Here is a 16,082-nt window from a genome sequence, read left to right as displayed (position 1 = left end):
GCAAGCCCGCTCCCACATTCAATCCCATTCCAAAGTTGGAACTCGGTCGAATGTGGGAGCGGGCTTGCTCGCGAATACGGTGTAACAGGCGCCCGATTTATCCCTGGCTGAACTGCGAAGCCAACTCGCGCAACAACGTCTCCGCATCCAGCACCTTGCTCACCACGTCCTCTGCCTTGTCCCGGGTCAGCCCCAGGCGCTCAAGCAGTTCGTCCGGGATGGATTCATCCGGCCCGGAGCCGATGCCGCGGCTGCGCAGCAAGCGCACCGCCAGGCACACCAGGTTCGGGTATTCCGCATATTGGCCGTCGTAGGTCGGGTCGTGCTGGAAGCGCAGGGCGGTGGACAGTTCGTCCGGCATGTCCCAATAGCGCATCAACCACGCACCAATCTGCTCGCGGCTGATGCCCAGCAGATGCTGCTCGATGTAGCTGTGGCACAGGTGCGGGTTGACCTCCAGGTGCCGGCAGATCAGTGAGAAGTGCGGCGGGAAGACGTGGGCCAGCAACAGGTAGCCGAAATTGTGCAGCAGGCCGGCGAGGTACGTCAGCCCGGCTTCCGGGCGCTGGGCGCGGGGCATGGCGCGGGTCAGGCCTTCGATGACGGCAGCGGTGTAGATCGACTGGTGCCAGTACGGCGTGGCCTGTTGCGGGTGGTCCTTGGGCAGGCTCAAGGTCTTGCCCAGGGCCAGGCCGAGTGCGAGGTTGATCACCAGGTCAAAGCCCAGCACGCGCACGATGGCGTCTTCCACCGAGCGGATCTTGCCCGGCGAGGCGTAGTAGGGCGACGCGGCCCAACTCACCACCTGGGCGGCCAGGGCCGGGTCGGTTTCGACCACGCCGGTGATGTCGTCGATGGTGGCGTTGGGGTCGACCCGCAGCTTGATGATCTTTTGCGCGGTATCGGCCAGCGGTGGAATTTCGATGGTGGCTTCCAGGCGCTGCTGGATACGGCGGGCGGTGAACGCCTGCATCGCCTGGGTGATTTCCTCGCGGTCGTCGTTGGGGCGATCCAGGTTTGGCCGGATGTTGCTCAGCGGCTCGCCGAAATGCGCGGCGCTGGCCTTGGTCAGCATGCTCTTGAACGCGTCGCTGGAAATCTCCAGCAGCAGCCCGGCTTCGCCCGAGTGCACCAGCACGGTCGGCTCACGCAACAGGCTTTCTTCGTACAGGCAGGGAGAACTGGTCAGCGGCGGCAGGCCGGGCAGCAGGCTCAGGCTGTGCTTGCCGAGCATGCGCTCCAGGCGCTCCGGCGACACGGCCGTGAGGCGCCGACCGGTGAGCTCGGCGAGGCGATTAAGGTCCAGCAACTGGTTCTGTGGAAACAGCACCATGAGTGCACCCACGGCATCATCGAGCAGTACGGCTTGAACCTTCTGCGCCGGGTTCAGGCCGGGGCGTTCGGCAACTTCCGTGTAGCTGATGGCGAGCTTTGCAAGCAGCGTCCGAATCACCGAGGGTGCAGTCGGTGGGGCTGTGGCGAGGGCAACTTCTGACATGGCCTGAATCCAATTTCCTACAGTCATTGGAGTATAACCAGCTTGATACAAGTGAGGGTTGTCTAAGTGAGTCAGCCGTCACACTTGGCCGTATTGCTGCCCATGTCTCAGCCAGCGATCCAGCAGCGGGCTGACGTGTTCCGGCCAACGCTCCAGTAACGCCTGGGCCGCGTCGCGCACGGCGGGCAGCAAGTCGGCATCGCGCATCAGGTCGGCGACCTTGAATTGCAGCAGGCCGGTCTGGCGGGTGCCGAGCATCTCGCCGGGGCCGCGCAGTTCGAGGTCTTTTTCGGCGATCACGAAGCCGTCGTTGGTTTCGCGCATGATCCCCAGGCGCTGGCGACCGATCTGCGACAGCGGCGGGTGGTACAGCAGCACACAGTGGCTGGCGGCGCTGCCCCGGCCGACGCGGCCGCGCAATTGATGCAGTTGCGCCAGGCCCAGGCGCTCGGGGTTCTCGATGATCATCAGGCTGGCGTTGGGGACGTCGACGCCGACTTCAATCACCGTGGTCGCCACCAGCAATTGCAGGTTGCCGGCCTTGAACTCGGCCATTACCGCGGCCTTTTCCACCGGCTTCATGCGACCGTGAATCAGCCCGACCTTGAGTTCACCCAAGGCGCTGGTGAGGTCTTCATAGGTTGTTTCGGCGGCCTGGCAGGTCAGCTCTTCGGATTCTTCGATCAGCGTGCACACCCAATACGCCTGACGGCCTTCGGCGCAGGCGCCGCGTACCCGTTCGATGACTTCGACGCGGCGGGTGTCGGTGACCAGCACGGTGTTGACCGGCGTTCGGCCCGGCGGCAGTTCGTCGAGGATCGAAGTGTCGAGGTCGGCGTAGGCGCTCATGGCCAGGGTGCGCGGGATCGGTGTGGCGGTCATGATCAACTGGTGCGGGCTCATGCGGCCGCCCACGCCTTTCTGGCGCAGGGCCAGGCGCTGCTGCACACCGAAGCGGTGCTGTTCGTCGATGATCACCAGCGCCAGATTCTTGAACTTCACTTCGTCCTGGAACAACGCGTGGGTGCCCACCACCATCGGGGCGCCGGCGGCGATCTGCTCCAGGGCGGCTACGCGGTTCTTGCCCTTGAGCTTGCCGGCCAGCCACGCGACTTCCAGGCCCAGCGGTTCGAGCCAGCGCTTGAAGGTGATGAAGTGCTGCTCGGCGAGAATCTCGGTGGGCGCCATCAGCGCCACCTGATAGCCGGCTTCGAGGGCCTGCAACGCGGCGAGGGCGGCGACCACGGTTTTACCCGCGCCCACGTCGCCCTGGATCAGCCGCAGCATCGGTTCTTTCTGGCTCAGGTCGTAGGCAATTTCGTTGCCGACCCGTTGCTGGGCGCCCGTCGGTGCAAACCCCAGGTTGGCCAGGTATTGCGCAGGCAGGCGCTTGGCCTTGGGCATGGCCGGCGCGCGCAGCGAACGCATGCTCTCGCGCAGGCGCTGCTGGGACAGTTGATGGGTCAGCAGTTCTTCGAACGCCAGGCGATGCTGGGCCCAGTGATGACCGAGAGCCAACTCGTCGACGTCGGCGTCGGCGGGTGGGTGATGCAGGTAGCGGATCGCATCATCCAGCGGCGCCAGTTGATAGTCGCGCGCCAGTTCCTGGGGCAGCCAGTCGGGCAGGCTTTTTGGCCCGAGCATCGTCAGAGTCTGCATGCACAGTTGGCGCAAGCGCTGCTGGGTCAGGCCTTCGGTGAGCGGGTAAATTGGCGTGAGGGTGGTGTCTACCGGCGGAGGTTCGTCGCCGGTAATCGCGCGGTATTCCGGGTGATAGATTTCCAGCCCCGAAGCACCGGGCCGGGCTTCGCCGTAGCAGCGCACGCGGGTACCACGCTTGAGGCCTTCCTTCTGGGCGTTGCTGAAGTGGTAGAAGCGCAGGCTCAGGCCGCCGGTGCCGTCTTGCAGGCGCACGACCAAACTGCGGCGCTTGCCCATGACCACGTCGGCGCCGCTGACGGTGCCTTCAACCACCGCGTCCTGCCCAGGGCGCAACTGGCCGATGGGCACCACGCGGGTGCGGTCCTGGTAACGCAGGGGCAGGTGGAACAGCACGTCCTGGAGATTTTCCAGCCCGACCTTGGCCAACTTCTCGGCCATGGCCTCCCCGACACCCTTGAGTGCCGTCACCGATACCTGCGACAGCTCAGTCATACCGTTACTTAGCTCGCAGCAGGCGGCTTGGCCACCGAACACAGGCGGATCGAGTCGGCGAGGATTTCAATCGCTTTCGGACGCGGGAAGCTCGCACGCCAGGCAATCGCCACGGTGCGGAACGGTACCGGCGGCGTCAGTGGGCGCACGGCGATCACGCCGGGGGCGTAGTGATGGCTGTCGACCGCCGACAGCGGCAGGATCGAGATACCCAGTCCGGAGGCGACCATATGGCGAATGGTTTCCAGGGAGCTGGACTCCACGGTGGTGTGCTTGGCGCCGTCGTTGCCCTTGGTCAGGGTCGGGCAGGCTTCCAGCACCTGGTCGCGGAAGCAATGGCCTTCGCCCAGCAACAGCAGGCTCTTGTCGTTGAGCAGGCCCGCGTCGATGGTGTCTTTCTGCGTCCATGGGTGGGACGCCGGCATCAGCACGTAGAACGGCTCATCGTAGAGCGGCAGCGTCAGCACATCCGCCTCGTTGAACGGCAGGGCGATGATGATCGCGTCCAGCTCGCCGTTGCGCAGTTTGTCGCGCAGCACGTGGGTGAAGTTTTCTTCGATATACAGCGGCATCTGCGGCGCGACGCGGTGCAGTTGCGGAATCAAATGCGGGAACAGGTACGGGCCGACGGTGTAGATGGCGCCGACTTTCAGCGGGGCGGTCAGCTGGTTCTTGCCGGCCTGGGCCAGCTCGCGAATGCTCTGGGCCTGCTCCAGAACCTTCTGGGCCTGGGCGACGATGCCCTCGCCGACGGGCGTCAGGCGCACGGCGCTTTTGCTGCGCTCGAAAATCAGCACACCGAGTTCGTCTTCAAGCTTCTTCACACCCACCGACAGCGTCGGCTGGCTGACGTGGCAACGCTCGGCCGCGTGGCCGAAGTGCTGCTCTTGGGCGAGGGTAACGATGTAGCGTAATTCTGTAAGAGTCATAGCGGGCGTCCATGAGGTTGCGGGCCAAGCATACCGGCTGCAATCGATAGACGCACGTTATCAGACAGCGTAGGGGCCGCGACACCGGTTAATCGGGTATCGCCGCCCCGTATTTCACTTTTGCGGGTACTTGAAGGTGAAGGTTTCGGTGAAGGGAGCCCACCATTCAGGCACGCCGGTTTCCTTGTCTACATGGTGGAAGAAGCCCTTGATCTGTGGGCTTTCATAGCGCAACACCACGGTGTAGGTGCCGGGGCCGTCCATTTTCACGTTGTTGGCGTAGTGGGCGCCGTCTTTGGCCACCATCGGCAACAGCGTGCCGATTTCCTTGTAGTCGGGCGAGCCCTCCTTGACCAGTGAGTAGCTGATGGTCAGGTACGGCACCCACTCACCGTTGGACAGGCCGTATTTGTTGTCGGCAGTGGCGTGCACATCGGTCTCAAGGTGTACCGAGTCCTTGCTCATCACCATGCCTGGCGGCATGGGCGCCATTTCGATGCCCACCAGGTACGAGGAGGCGATCTCCATGTCATTGATCTGCACCGGTCCGCCAATCGGGTATTCGCGGGCTTGGGCGAGGGCGGAAGCGGCCACGGCGCTGACGAGCAGCAGTGCGGCGGCGAAGGGGTTGCGCAGGTGTTTCATGGTGGGGCTCCTGGGGCGGTTAATGTGATTGTGTCGGGCGTGAATGCAGTAAACGGTTACCCAGCACCAGGAGCGAGAGGGTGACGAGCCACGCCACCAATTGAACGCCCAGAGGTCGGTCGGTGTAGCCCACCAGCGCGGTCAACGCGCGGCCGGTGAGGCTGCCATCGGAGACCAGCCAGGAGGTGTCCCAGAGCTGGTAGCCCCAGGCGGGAATCAGGTCGATACCGGCGAGGATCGCGGCGGCCCGGCCAGCCATGCCGGCGGCAAGCAAGGCGATCATCCAGCCGGTAATCGAGAACAGGCGCTTGAGGCTGATGGCGACCAGGCCGCGGTACATCAGCCAGGACAGCGCGGCGCCGGCGACGATGCCGAGCACGCCGCCGGCCAGCATCGACAGTGGGTCTGTCTGGCTGGAGGCGGCGATGCCATAGAGGAACAGCACGATTTCCGAGCCTTCGCGCAGCACGGCCACGGTGATGACCACGGCCAGGGCCCAGAGTGATTTTTCACCCTTGAGTACTGAATTGCCGGCGCTGCGCAGTTGGGTCGCCAGCTCGCGACCATGACTGGCCATCCATAAGTTGTGCCAGCCCAGCATGACCACGGCGACCACCAGGATGGCTGCGTTGAAAATCTCCTGGCCAAAGCCCTGCAGCGCCTGGGTAATTGCGCCGGTAAATAGTGCGAGGATGCCGGCACCGAGCACGCCGGCTGCGATTCCGCCGCCAATGAACAGCCCACGTCTTGCCAGGCCCTGGGTGGCGGCCATCACGATGCCCACCACAATCCCGGCTTCCAGCACTTCACGAAACACGATCAACACACAGGCCAGCATGGCTTACTCCTTGGCTGCGACGGCGGTGACCGTGCCTTTGGCCTGGTCGGGGTGGTAGTCATCGAAGAAGGTGTAGGTGCCGGGATGCAGCGGGCCGGCAAACACCGTGATGGTGTTGCCGGGGACGATGATTTTTTCGAATTTCATGTCGTAGCTTTCGAACTCGTCGACGCTTTCGTCGTGGCTGGTGAGTTGGATGCGAAAGCGCTCACCGGCCGGCACCTCGAACGTCGAGGGGCTGAAGGTGTGGTTCTGAATGACCAGGGTGACCAGCTGATCCGCCTGTGCAGCGACGGGTAAAGCCAGTAGGAGGAGAGCCAGCCGGGCAAGGTTGGGCATGCCGAATGTCCGCTAATGAGAACTATTCGCGGATAATTGGCGTTGTCTTTAAGTGTTACAAGTGAAGATCGAGTTAGGTGCCGACTCGTTCAAGCCTGGTTCAGGTTGCGGTGATGCGCGGGGAGGGAACAGCAGCCGTGGGCACCCGAGAGTGCCCACGGTGGGGGTTAGCGGCGACGTTTTTCGATGTTGTAAACGAACGGTGCAACGATCTCGATGCTTCCGCCTTTCAACATGTCGGCCGGTGGCTTGGGCAGCGGCTGGGCACGACGGATCATGTCGAGGGTGGCGCGGTCCAGGTCGGCGTTGCCGGAGCGGCCCACCAGTTCGTAGGACAGCACGTTGCCATCGGCATCCACCACGAAACGCAGGCGGTTCAGGCCTTCCTTGCCACGCGCCTGTGCGCCTGGCGGGTACTTCTTGTACTTCTGCAGGTGGCCCAGCAGGGTACTTTCCCAGGTGGCCTTGGCCGCGATCTGCTGCGGTGAAGGGCCCGGTTGTGGCTGGGCGGATTTTTCCGTAGGCGCGTTGTTCTGCGGAGTTTCGCTCGGCGGCTCTTCGGAAGGTTTTTCCTTGGGCGGATCGGGCTTCTTCTCCACAGGCTTGGGCGGCTGTGATTTTGGCTTGGGCTTGACCGGCTTTGGCACCTGGATCGTCGGCTTAGGTGCCTCGGCCAGTTTCGGCAATGGCAGCTCTTCGACTGGCGCAGGCGGCTGTGGCGGCGTGATCACCTTCGGCGGGGCCGGAGGTGGTGGCGCCGGCATCGGTGCCAGGTCGATGACCATGGCGGCCGGAGGCAGCTGGACCATATGTGGCGCCGACCACTGGAGCGCGATGATGATCGCGACGGCGTGGACGCCCAGCACGACGGCAAGGCTGGTGCCATAACGCGTCAGTTTGTGGCGCGTCGTGATCATTTCTTGGCTGCCGTCTCAAGTCCGACCAGGCCTACCTTGAGGTAGCCGGCCGCCCGCAGGGCATCCATCACGCTCATCAGGTCGCCGTAGTCCACGCCCTTGTCGGCCTGGAAGAAGATGGTCGTGTCTTTCTTGCCCTGGGTCTTGGCGTCGAGCACCGCGCCCAGGGTGTCGGATTTGACTTCTTCTTCGCCCAGGAACAGACGCTGGTCCGCCTTCACGCTGAGAAATATCGGTTTCTCCGGCCGCGGCGCAGGTTTCGCGCTGGAAGCGGGCAGGTCGACCTTGATATCCACGGTGGCCAACGGTGCAGCCACCATGAAGATGATCAGCAGCACCAGCATCACGTCGATAAACGGCGTGACGTTGATTTCGTGGTTCTCGACGAGCTCGTCGTCGCCTTGATTCAAATGCAGGCCCATGGCCGATTACCCCACTTTCACCATATGCGGTTGCGAGCTGCGCTCGGTAGGCAGGTGATCGAGGTCACGGCTGACCAGCAACAGGACTTCTGCCGAAGCGTCCGACACCTGCGCCTTGTAGCCGGCGATCGAACGGGCGAAGACGTTGTAGATGACTACCGCAGGAATCGCGGCAACCAGGCCCAGTGCGGTTGCCAGCAGGGCTTCGGCGATGCCGGGCGCCACGACGGCGAGGTTGGTGGTCTGGGTTTTGGCGATGCCGATGAAGCTGTTCATGATGCCCCACACGGTACCGAACAGGCCGACGAAGGGCGCGGTGGAACCGATGGTGGCCAGCACGCCGGTGCCGTTGCTCATGTTGCGACCGCAGGCGGCAACCAGGCGCTCAAGACGGAAACTCACGCGTTCCTTGATGCCTTCCTTTTCACGGGTGTTGGCAGACAGGCGCATCTCTTCGAGTGCGTCGTGAACCAGCAGGTGCGCCAGGGTGCCCTTCTTCGCCGCGCTTTCGCTGGCTTCTTTCAGGGTGGTGGCTTTTTTCAGGTGGACGATTTCAGTGCGCAGGCGACGCTTGGCACCCAGCAGTTCGAAGCCCTTGGCGATCCAGATGGTCCAGGTGATGATCGAAGCGATGGCCAGGCCGATCATCACGATCTTCACGATGATGTCAGCGTTCTGGTACATGCCCCAGGGCGACAGGTCGTGGGCCATGCCCAGGCTGTTGTCTTCTTCCAGCACGACGCCGGACTCGTCAGCCGGAGCACCTTCGGCGGCCAGGGCCGGGTCGGTCGCGGCCGGTGCGGCGGCTGGCGCAGGAGCGTTTTGCTCTGTAGCTGGCGCGCTCGCTGCAGGCGGGGCGGCCGGCGCGGTGTTGTCGGCGAACGCGGCGGTCGGTGCCAGCAGGACGCTGAACAGCACTGCAGCAATCGCACGCCAGGCGCGGGATGGGCTGTGAGGCTTGGTTGGCGAAGCGGGGGATGTATTGCGTGTCATGCTGGCCGGACCTGAGAGAAAAAAATGAGTGAGCGTCCTTCCAGACCGTAACGGGTCGAGGACAAATGGGCGGTTATTATTGCAAGTAATTCTTGTTAACAGAAGTAATACAGTTACTTTATTTGTCGTTTTGCTGGCCGCTGGTCATCTGCGGGGGCTAACCTTGACCTTTAAGAACGGAGTTTTGTGATGTCTGCGCCTTCTGTGGTGATTGCCGGTTGCGGCGATGTCGGTAGCCGTCTGGCCACCCAATTGCTGGCCCAGGGCTGGGAGGTTCATGGCCTGCGGCGGGATATTTCGCGCCTTCCCAAGGGTGTTTTCGGGATTGCCGGCGACCTGTTCAATGAAGACTGCCCCGATACCTGGCCGGTGGGCGGGGTGGATTACCTGGTGTATTGCGCGGCCGCCACCGATCACGACGAGGCGGGTTATCGTGCGGCATACCTGCAAGGGTTGCGGCATGTGCTGGAGTGGCTGAACGACTACGGCCAGGAGCCCAAGCACCTGCTGTTTGTGTCCAGCAGCAGTGTGTATGGGCAGCAGAACGGTGAGTGGGTCGACGAAAGCTCCGAGACCAAGGCAGGCGGTTATTCCGGACAAGTGATGCTGGAAGCCGAGCAAGTGGCGTTGAATAGCGGCATTCCCGCGAGCGTGGTGCGCCTCACCGGTATCTATGGCCCGGGCCGGGAATGGCTGCTGAGCCAGGTGCGCCAGGGTTATCGCGTGGCGATTGATCCGCCTTTATATGGCAACCGGATTCACGCCGATGACGCGGCGGGCTTGCTCGCGTTTTTGCTGCAGCACGTGGAGCAGGGCGGTGTGCTGGATCAGTGCTACATCGGCGTCGACGACGCTCCGGCCCCGCTGGCCGAGGTGGTTGCCTGGTTGCGCGAGTACCTTGGCGTGACCGAATGGGCCGAGAACGCCAGCGTGCGACGCGCCGGTAGCAAGCAGTGCAGCAACGCCCGGGCCAAGGCGTTGGGCTGGGTGCCGCGTTATCCGAGTTATCGCGAAGGGTATGCGGCGATCCTGGAGGGTTGATCGCGGCGTGAAGAAAAAGGAGCCTGAGGGCTCCTTTTTTGCGTCACTGTTTTTCCAGCAACCACTGTCGTGGCCCGGGGGTGAACGAGGGTACCTCGTCGGCCTGGGCGGTGTTGATCGCCTGGAAGATCTCCAGTTGCTTGCCCTTGCGCGCAAAGATCCACGGGTTGCCCTGGCCGTTCAACTGTAGCCAGATACTGTCGTAGCCGCCGCTCATGGAGGCGCAATCGCCCGCCAGGCACAGCGAGTACTGATCGGCGCCGGGCAAGCCGGTCACCTGGCCATTGGCCTGGAACTGTACGGTGGCGCCTTCGCCAGTGCCGCTGCTGATTTTCCAGGTGCCGCCCATGTAGGCGGCGTACAGGGTGCGTTCGAAGTTGGCACCCAGTGGCGCGCCTTCGGGGGCTGGATCCTTGGCACGGGCGAACAGTTGCTCGGGCTCGTTATCATTGGCCCCTTGCAGCAGCAGCTTGCCTTTACGCTTGAGTTCAGTGGCGGAGCTGCCGTAGAAATCGACACTCCAGGCGCCGGATTTTTCACCCAGCAATTTGCCTTCAGCTACTTCAAAACCGTTGTAGTAGCGGGCCTGGGACGCTTTGGTGTTCACCTCCCATTCGAGGTTCGGACCATAGCTCTGCAGGGCTTCACGCAAAGGGCCGCCCTTGGCTGCCGCGTCGATGGCGGCCTGGTTGATCCAGGTGCCGCTCACATCCAGGTCGGCGGGATTGCTGGCGCAGCCGCCGAGCAACAGGGCGAGCAACGAAGAGGCAACGAGCGCTTTGCGCATTACGAAATCCTTCCAAGAACCAATTCGGCGCAGCCTTCCCGTGGAAGCGCTGCGCCGGATGTTTTACTCGATGACCAGAATGGCGTCCATCTCAACCTGCGCGCCCTTTGGCAGGGCGGCAACGCCGATGGCGGCGCGGGCAGGGTACGGCTGTTCGAAGTATTTGCCCATGATCTCGTTGACCTTGGCGAAGTGGCTCAGGTCGGTGAGGAAGATGTTCAGTTTGACGATGTTCTTGAACGAACCGCCCGCAGCTTCGGCAACCGACTTCAGGTTTTCGAAGACCTGGATGGTCTGGGCTTCAAAGCCTTCAACCAGCTCCATGGTTTTTGGGTCCAGTGGAATCTGGCCGGACATGTAGACGGTATTGCCCGCCTTGATCGCCTGGGAATAAGTACCGATTGCTGCTGGTGCCTTGTCGCTGGTGATAACAGTCTTGGTCATGAATGACTCCTTGTAATGGATGGGCTAGGCGCGCATGCGGGTGATGCGGATGACCCCGGTCAGGGCGCGCAGTTTCTTGATCACGCGGGCCAGGTGCACGCGGTCGTGCACGCTGACCACCAGTTGGACCACGCTGATGCGGCCATCGCGTTCGTCCATGCTGATTTTCTCGATATTGCCGTCGGCCGCGTTCACGCTGCTGGCCAGCAGGGCGATCAGGCCGCGCTGGTGTTCCAGCTCGACCCGCAGCTCGACGTTGAATTCGCCAGTGACATCCTTTGCCCACGAAAGCTGGATGCATTTCTCGGGGTTGTGGCGGATTTCACTGATATTGCGGCAGTTGTCCAGGTGCACCACCATGCCTTTGCCGGCGGACAGGTGGCCGACAATCGGGTCGCCAGGGATCGGCGTGCAGCACTTGGCGTAGCTGAGCACCAGGCCTTCGGTGCCGCGAATCGCCAGCGGGCCTTCGGGGCTTGGCAACTGTTCGCCTTCGCCCAGCAGGCGGCGGGCGACCACATAGGCCATGCGGTTGCCCAGGCCGATGTCTTCCAGCAAGTCTTCGATCAGTTCCTGGCGGTACTCGTGGAGCATCGCCTGAACGCGTTCGGCCGGGATCTTGTCCAGAGAGCTGTCGAAGCCGTTGAGCACCTTGTTCAGCAGGCGTTCGCCCAGGCTGATGGACTCGGAACGGCGTTGCAGTTTCAGGGCGTGACGGATGTGGGTGCGAGCCTTGCCGGTGACCACGAAGTTGAGCCATGCCGGGTTCGGGCGCGCGCCCGGTGCGCTGACGATCTCCACCGTGGAGCCGCTTTGCAGCGGTTCCGACAGCGGGGCCAGTCGACGATTGATCCGACAGGCTATGCAGCTGTTACCCACGTCGGTGTGCACCGCGTAGGCAAAGTCGACCGCCGTGGAGCCTTTGGGCAGCTCCATGATCCGGCCTTTGGGCGTGAACACGTAGACCTCGTCCGGGAACAGGTCGATCTTCACGCTTTCGATAAATTCCAGGGAGTTGCCGGCACGTTGCTGCATTTCCAGCACGCCCTTGACCCACTGGCGGGCGCGGGCATGGGTGCCTTTTGGCTGCTCGTCGCCGGTGGATTTGTACAGCCAATGGGCGGCGATGCCGTTGTTGGCCATCTCTTCCATTTCGCGGGTGCGGATCTGGATCTCGATCGGCACCCCGTGCATACCGAACAGCGTGGTATGCAGCGACTGATAGCCGTTGGCCTTGGGAATCGCGATGTAATCCTTGAAGCGTCCCGGCAGGGGCTTGTACAAATTATGTACAGCACCCAGCACGCGGTAGCAGGTATCGACCTTGTCGACGATGATCCGGAACGCGTACACGTCCATGATCTCGTTGAAGGCCCGGCGCTTGCCGCGCATCTTCTTGTAGATGCCGTAGATGTGTTTCTGCCGGCCGCTGACTTCGCCCTCGATCTCATCGATCGCCAGGCAATGGCTCAGGGATTCTTCGATCTTGTTGACGATTTCCTTGCGATTGCCCCGGGCGCGTTTCACTGCCTGGTAGATGCGCGCGGAACGCATCGGGTGCATGGCCTTGAAGCCGAGGTCTTCGAACTCGATACGAATGGCGTGCATGCCCAGCCGGTTGGCGATGGGCGCGTAGATTTCCAGGGTTTCCTTGGCGATGCGCCGGCGTTTTTCACCGGACAGCACTTCCAGCGTGCGCATGTTGTGCAGCCGGTCGGCCAGCTTGACCAGGATCACCCGGATGTCCCGGGCCATGGCCATGGCCATCTTCTGGAAGTTTTCCGCCTGGGCTTCGGCCTTGGTCTCGAAGTTCATCTGGGTCAGTTTGCTGACCCCGTCGACCAGTTCGGCCACGGTTTCGCCAAATTGCGCACTGAGCGCTTCCTTGGCAATGCCGGTGTCTTCGATCACGTCATGCAGCATCGCGGCCATCAGGCTCTGATGGTCCATGTGCATGTCGGCAAGAATATTGGCCACGGCAAGAGGATGCGTGACATACGCCTCGCCACTGCGGCGGCGTTGGCCGTCGTGGGCTTGCTCGGCGTAGAAATACGCTCGGCGGACCAGGTTGACCTGGTCTGGGCCGAGGTAGGTCGATAAGCGATCGGCGAGGGCGTCTATGCTCGGCAAAGTATTAACTCCTGCCGTTGGCTGTGACCCCGCGCCGTGCTACGTCGACCAGGCATAGGCTTAGACGGCCTCGTTGGACTCGTCCTCGAACGCTGCAAACAGCGGTTCGTCTTCAACGATTTCGGCGTTGGCGATGAACTCGTAGCTCATCAGGCCTTCAGCGATTTCACGCAGGGCTACAACGGTAGGCTTGTCGTTTTCCCACTGGACCAGGGGCTCTTTGCCGCCAGTGGCCAGTTGACGGGCACGCTTGGTAGAGAGCATGACCAGCTCAAAGCGGTTATCCACGTGTTCTAGGCAGTCTTCAACGGTTACGCGGGCCATGGTATTCCTCGGAGCGAATGCAATATGCGCGCTGCCCGGTTGGGCGAGCGGACTGAACAGTTTAAAAAATCACCAGCGTTTAGGGAAGCGCTGATTTTTCGCAGGCCATCGCAAACGCGCTACAAGTGCCAATGTAAAGCCCCTGCAGCGGTTTTGGGAAGAGCCAATCAGCCGAGCAGTTCGGCCAATAATTTGCCGAAACGCTGCTGCTGACGCTTTTGCTGGAGCTGATTGGCGCGGAAAATCGCTTTCAGATCGTCCAGCGCGTGAGCGAAATCGTCGTTGATGATCAGGTAGTCGTAGTCGACGTAGTGGCTCATTTCACTGACGGCTTCACGCATGCGACCTTCGATGATCTCGTCGCTGTCCTGGCCGCGATTGGTCAGGCGCTGGTGCAACGCTTCCAGCGAAGGCGGCAGGATGAAGATCGAGCGAGCTTTGGGCATCAGCTGGCGCACTTGCTCGGCGCCCTGCCAGTCGATTTCCAGGATCAGGTCGTGGCCTTCGTCCAGGGTCTGCTGCAGGTGGCTTTGCGAGGTGCCGTAGAGGTTGCCGAAGACCTCGGCGCGCTCCAGGAAATCACCGTGCTCGATCATCTTGACGAACTCGGTGCGCTCGACGAAGTGGTAGTGCACGCCGTTCACTTCACCCGGGCGCATGGCGCGGGTGGTGTGGGATACCGAGATGCGGATCTGCTCGTCAGCGTCGGTCAGGGCCTTGACTAGGCTGCTTTTGCCCGCGCCCGATGGGGCGGAAATGATGTACAGGGTGCCGGTGCTGTGGGTCATGTCAGGGTGCCTTACTCGATATTCTGTACTTGTTCGCGCATTTGCTCGATCAACACTTTGAGGTTGACCGCCGCCTGGGTACTGCGCGGATCAAAGGCTTTGGAGCCCAGTGTATTGGCTTCGCGGTTGAGTTCCTGCATCAGGAAGTCCAGGCGCCGACCGGCGGCACCGGCAGACTTGAGCACGCGGCGCACTTCCAGGATGTGGGTGCTCAGGCGGTCGAGTTCTTCGGCCACGTCGCTTTTTTGCGCCAGCAGGACCATCTCTTGCTCCAGGCGCACCGGATCCAGTTCGGCCTGCATGTCGGCGAAGCGGTCCAGGACCTTCTGGCGCTGGGTGGCAAGCATCTGCGGCACCAGTTCGCGCAGGGTCACCACGTCTTCTTCAATGGAGGTCAGGCGGTCGCTGATCAGGCGGGCCAGTTCGGCCCCTTCACGCTCGCGGCCGGCCTTGAGTTCTTTCAAGCCCTGGTTGAACAGGGCCAGCGCCTCGGCGTTCAACGCCTGTGGGTCAGTGGCATCGGCCACCAGCACGCCGGGCCAGGCCAGGACTTCCAGCGGGTTGATGGCGGCAGGCTGCTTGATCAGGCCGGCGATGGTTTCGGCGGCGGCGACCAATTGGGCGGCGCGCTCGCGATCCACCTGCAACGGCTTGCCGGTGGTTTCCTCGGTAAAGCGCAGGGTACATTCCAGCTTGCCGCGGGAAATGCCCTGGCGCAGCGCTTCGCGGACCGCGCCTTCGAGGTCGCGAAACGATTCCGGCAGGCGCAGGTGCGGCTCCAGGTAGCGGCTGTTGACCGAGCGCAATTCCCAGCTCAGGGTGCCTTGGACGCCGGCTTTTTCGACGCGGGCGAAGGCGGTCATGCTGTGCACCATGGAGGTACCTCGCGATGCAGTCCCGCAAACAGGCGGGCTGATGGGTAGATTGAAGCCGACAGGCTGCGAAGGCGCAGGATTGTAGCTCAAGGGGACGGGTGGCCCCAAACAGTGGCTTCGGTGCCCGGGTTTGTAACAGGATTTTTTAGCCGTGCCGATCAGGGCTGGCGGCTCTATAATGCTCGGCAGTTTTTCGTCCTCCGTACAGGTATCCCCTATGAAACGTCCAAGTGGTCGCGCTGCCGATCAGCTCCGCTCGATCCGCATCACCCGCAACTACACCAAACACGCCGAGGGATCTGTACTGGTCGAGTTTGGCGATACCAAGGTTATCTGCACCGTCAGCGTCGAAAATGGCGTGCCGCGTTTCCTCAAGGGCCAGGGCCAGGGTTGGTTGACCGCCGAATACGGCATGCTGCCGCGCGCCACCGGCGAGCGTAACCAGCGTGAAGCCAGCCGTGGCAAGCAAGGCGGCCGCACCCTGGAAATCCAGCGCCTGATCGGTCGCTCCCTGCGTGCAGCCCTGGACATGTCCAAGCTGGGCGACGTGACCCTGTACGTCGACTGCGACGTGATCCAGGCCGACGGTGGCACCCGTACTGCCTCCATCACCGGCGCCATGGTTGCCCTGGTCGACGCGCTCAAAGTCATCAAGAAACGTGGCGGCCTGAAAGGCGGCGATCCGCTCAAGCAGATGATCGCGGCTGTATCGGTCGGCATGTATCAGGGCGAGCCGGTGCTGGATCTGGACTATCTTGAAGATTCGGCTGCCGAGACCGACCTGAACGTGGTGATGACCAGCACCGGTGGTTTCATTGAAGTGCAGGGCACCGCCGAAGGCGCGCCATTCCAGCCGGCGGACCTGAATGCCATGCTGGCCCTGGCCCAGAAGGGCATGACCGAAATCTTCGAACTGCAGAACGCCGCATTGGCCGACTGATTCAATCCCAAGGAGCGA

At 62.5% G+C, this 16,082-nt stretch carries 17 protein-coding genes; 2 read left to right on the top strand and 15 right to left on the bottom strand.

Annotated features, from left to right (window positions below; genetic code table 11):
- Window positions 1-97: 97 nt before the first annotated feature.
- From JV201_RS28815 to exbB, 9 genes are all read right to left on the bottom strand, one after another.
- A complete protein-coding gene (locus JV201_RS28815; protein ID WP_087693715.1) occupies window positions 98-1,498 on the bottom strand; it encodes an aminoacyl-tRNA deacylase and HDOD domain-containing protein in 1,401 nt (466 codons plus the stop codon).
- Window positions 1,499-1,576: 78 nt separating this feature from the next.
- On the bottom strand, window positions 1,577-3,652 hold the full coding sequence (recG, locus tag JV201_RS28810; RefSeq protein WP_219406304.1) for an ATP-dependent DNA helicase RecG: 2,076 nt from the start codon (window positions 3,650-3,652) through the stop codon (window positions 1,577-1,579).
- 8 nt (window positions 3,653-3,660) lie between these two features.
- The gene (locus JV201_RS28805) at window positions 3,661-4,581 is read right to left on the bottom strand and encodes a hydrogen peroxide-inducible genes activator (protein ID WP_003213305.1); all 921 of its coding nucleotides are present in this window, start codon (window positions 4,579-4,581) and stop codon (window positions 3,661-3,663) included.
- 114 nt (window positions 4,582-4,695) lie between these two features.
- Window positions 4,696-5,226 carry an iron transporter gene (locus JV201_RS28800; protein ID WP_177054881.1) on the bottom strand — a complete coding sequence of 177 codons (531 nt, stop codon included), beginning with the start codon at window positions 5,224-5,226 and terminating at the stop codon, window positions 4,696-4,698.
- Between the two features lie 19 nt (window positions 5,227-5,245).
- The gene (locus tag JV201_RS28795; protein ID WP_219406303.1) at window positions 5,246-6,064 is read right to left on the bottom strand and encodes an FTR1 family protein; all 819 of its coding nucleotides are present in this window, start codon (window positions 6,062-6,064) and stop codon (window positions 5,246-5,248) included.
- A 3-nt stretch (window positions 6,065-6,067) separates the two neighbouring features.
- Entirely contained in the window at window positions 6,068-6,403 is a 336-nt protein-coding gene (locus JV201_RS28790; RefSeq protein WP_003213299.1) for a cupredoxin domain-containing protein, read from the bottom strand.
- A gap of 167 nt (window positions 6,404-6,570) precedes the next feature.
- On the bottom strand, window positions 6,571-7,320 hold the full coding sequence (locus JV201_RS28785) for an energy transducer TonB (RefSeq protein WP_219406302.1): 750 nt from the start codon (window positions 7,318-7,320) through the stop codon (window positions 6,571-6,573).
- Window positions 7,317-7,742, bottom strand: coding sequence for a TonB system transport protein ExbD (gene exbD / locus JV201_RS28780; RefSeq protein WP_003213296.1), 426 nt, complete (start codon window positions 7,740-7,742; stop codon window positions 7,317-7,319). Before exbD ends, JV201_RS28785 begins: the two co-directional genes overlap by 4 nt.
- 6 nt (window positions 7,743-7,748) lie before the next feature.
- Window positions 7,749-8,735 (bottom strand): tonB-system energizer ExbB, encoded by a 987-nt coding sequence (gene exbB / locus JV201_RS28775; protein WP_023659288.1) that lies wholly within the window; start codon window positions 8,733-8,735, stop codon window positions 7,749-7,751.
- A gap of 189 nt (window positions 8,736-8,924) precedes the next feature.
- Here exbB and JV201_RS28770 point away from each other — a divergent pair, with 189 nt between their 5' ends.
- Entirely contained in the window at window positions 8,925-9,776 is an 852-nt protein-coding gene (locus tag JV201_RS28770) for an SDR family oxidoreductase (protein ID WP_219406301.1), read from the top strand.
- A 43-nt stretch (window positions 9,777-9,819) separates the two neighbouring features.
- Here JV201_RS28770 and JV201_RS28765 read toward each other — a convergent pair whose 3' ends face one another.
- The 6 genes from JV201_RS28765 to JV201_RS28740 all read right to left on the bottom strand — a co-directional run bounded on the left by JV201_RS28765 (window position 9,820) and on the right by JV201_RS28740 (window position 15,124).
- The gene (locus tag JV201_RS28765) at window positions 9,820-10,563 is read right to left on the bottom strand and encodes a hypothetical protein (protein WP_003213290.1); all 744 of its coding nucleotides are present in this window, start codon (window positions 10,561-10,563) and stop codon (window positions 9,820-9,822) included.
- Window positions 10,564-10,626: 63 nt separating this feature from the next.
- The gene (locus JV201_RS28760) at window positions 10,627-11,007 is read right to left on the bottom strand and encodes a RidA family protein (protein ID WP_219406300.1); all 381 of its coding nucleotides are present in this window, start codon (window positions 11,005-11,007) and stop codon (window positions 10,627-10,629) included.
- A gap of 24 nt (window positions 11,008-11,031) precedes the next feature.
- Complete coding sequence (gene spoT / locus JV201_RS28755; protein ID WP_008439435.1) at window positions 11,032-13,137, bottom strand: bifunctional GTP diphosphokinase/guanosine-3',5'-bis pyrophosphate 3'-pyrophosphohydrolase; 2,106 nt, start codon at window positions 13,135-13,137, stop codon at window positions 11,032-11,034.
- A gap of 60 nt (window positions 13,138-13,197) precedes the next feature.
- Window positions 13,198-13,461: a DNA-directed RNA polymerase subunit omega gene (rpoZ, locus tag JV201_RS28750; RefSeq protein ID WP_003176920.1), complete on the bottom strand. Its 264-nt coding sequence runs from the start codon at window positions 13,459-13,461 to the stop codon at window positions 13,198-13,200.
- A gap of 167 nt (window positions 13,462-13,628) precedes the next feature.
- A complete protein-coding gene (gene gmk, locus JV201_RS28745) occupies window positions 13,629-14,249 on the bottom strand; it encodes a guanylate kinase (protein WP_003213284.1) in 621 nt (206 codons plus the stop codon).
- A gap of 11 nt (window positions 14,250-14,260) precedes the next feature.
- Complete coding sequence (locus JV201_RS28740; protein ID WP_008439430.1) at window positions 14,261-15,124, bottom strand: YicC/YloC family endoribonuclease; 864 nt, start codon at window positions 15,122-15,124, stop codon at window positions 14,261-14,263.
- Window positions 15,125-15,341: 217 nt separating this feature from the next.
- On the opposite strand from JV201_RS28740, the gene rph reads away from it, so the two are divergent.
- On the top strand, window positions 15,342-16,064 hold the full coding sequence (gene rph / locus JV201_RS28735; protein ID WP_003213280.1) for a ribonuclease PH: 723 nt from the start codon (window positions 15,342-15,344) through the stop codon (window positions 16,062-16,064).
- Window positions 16,065-16,082: the final 18 nt, after the last annotated feature.

It is taken from the genome of Pseudomonas sp. Colony2, from assembly GCF_019382755.1.
Taxonomy (GTDB): Bacteria; Pseudomonadota; Gammaproteobacteria; order Pseudomonadales; family Pseudomonadaceae; genus Aquipseudomonas.
This window is presented reverse-complemented; position numbering and strand designations above follow the sequence as displayed.

What these genes read in the sequence shown, in the direction of transcription:
- JV201_RS28795 (WP_219406303.1), bottom strand. Translation starts at nt 6,064, where the DNA reads ATGCTGGCCTGTGTGTTGATCGTGTTTCGTGAAGTGCTGGAAGCCGGG.
- gmk (WP_003213284.1), bottom strand. Translation starts at nt 14,249, where the DNA reads ATGACCCACAGCACCGGCACCCTGTACATCATTTCCGCCCCATCGGGC.
- rph (WP_003213280.1), top strand. Translation starts at nt 15,342, where the DNA reads ATGAAACGTCCAAGTGGTCGCGCTGCCGATCAGCTCCGCTCGATCCGC.
- JV201_RS28740 (WP_008439430.1), bottom strand. Translation starts at nt 15,124, where the DNA reads ATGGTGCACAGCATGACCGCCTTCGCCCGCGTCGAAAAAGCCGGCGTC.
- JV201_RS28805 (WP_003213305.1), bottom strand. Translation starts at nt 4,581, where the DNA reads ATGACTCTTACAGAATTACGCTACATCGTTACCCTCGCCCAAGAGCAG.
- JV201_RS28770 (WP_219406301.1), top strand. Translation starts at nt 8,925, where the DNA reads ATGTCTGCGCCTTCTGTGGTGATTGCCGGTTGCGGCGATGTCGGTAGC.
- JV201_RS28765 (WP_003213290.1), bottom strand. Translation starts at nt 10,563, where the DNA reads ATGCGCAAAGCGCTCGTTGCCTCTTCGTTGCTCGCCCTGTTGCTCGGC.
- JV201_RS28790 (WP_003213299.1), bottom strand. Translation starts at nt 6,403, where the DNA reads ATGCCCAACCTTGCCCGGCTGGCTCTCCTCCTACTGGCTTTACCCGTC.
- JV201_RS28760 (WP_219406300.1), bottom strand. Translation starts at nt 11,007, where the DNA reads ATGACCAAGACTGTTATCACCAGCGACAAGGCACCAGCAGCAATCGGT.
- rpoZ (WP_003176920.1), bottom strand. Translation starts at nt 13,461, where the DNA reads ATGGCCCGCGTAACCGTTGAAGACTGCCTAGAACACGTGGATAACCGC.
- JV201_RS28785 (WP_219406302.1), bottom strand. Translation starts at nt 7,320, where the DNA reads ATGATCACGACGCGCCACAAACTGACGCGTTATGGCACCAGCCTTGCC.
- JV201_RS28800 (WP_177054881.1), bottom strand. Translation starts at nt 5,226, where the DNA reads ATGAAACACCTGCGCAACCCCTTCGCCGCCGCACTGCTGCTCGTCAGC.
- exbB (WP_023659288.1), bottom strand. Translation starts at nt 8,735, where the DNA reads ATGACACGCAATACATCCCCCGCTTCGCCAACCAAGCCTCACAGCCCA.
- recG (WP_219406304.1), bottom strand. Translation starts at nt 3,652, where the DNA reads ATGACTGAGCTGTCGCAGGTATCGGTGACGGCACTCAAGGGTGTCGGG.
- exbD (WP_003213296.1), bottom strand. Translation starts at nt 7,742, where the DNA reads ATGGGCCTGCATTTGAATCAAGGCGACGACGAGCTCGTCGAGAACCAC.
- JV201_RS28815 (WP_087693715.1), bottom strand. Translation starts at nt 1,498, where the DNA reads ATGTCAGAAGTTGCCCTCGCCACAGCCCCACCGACTGCACCCTCGGTG.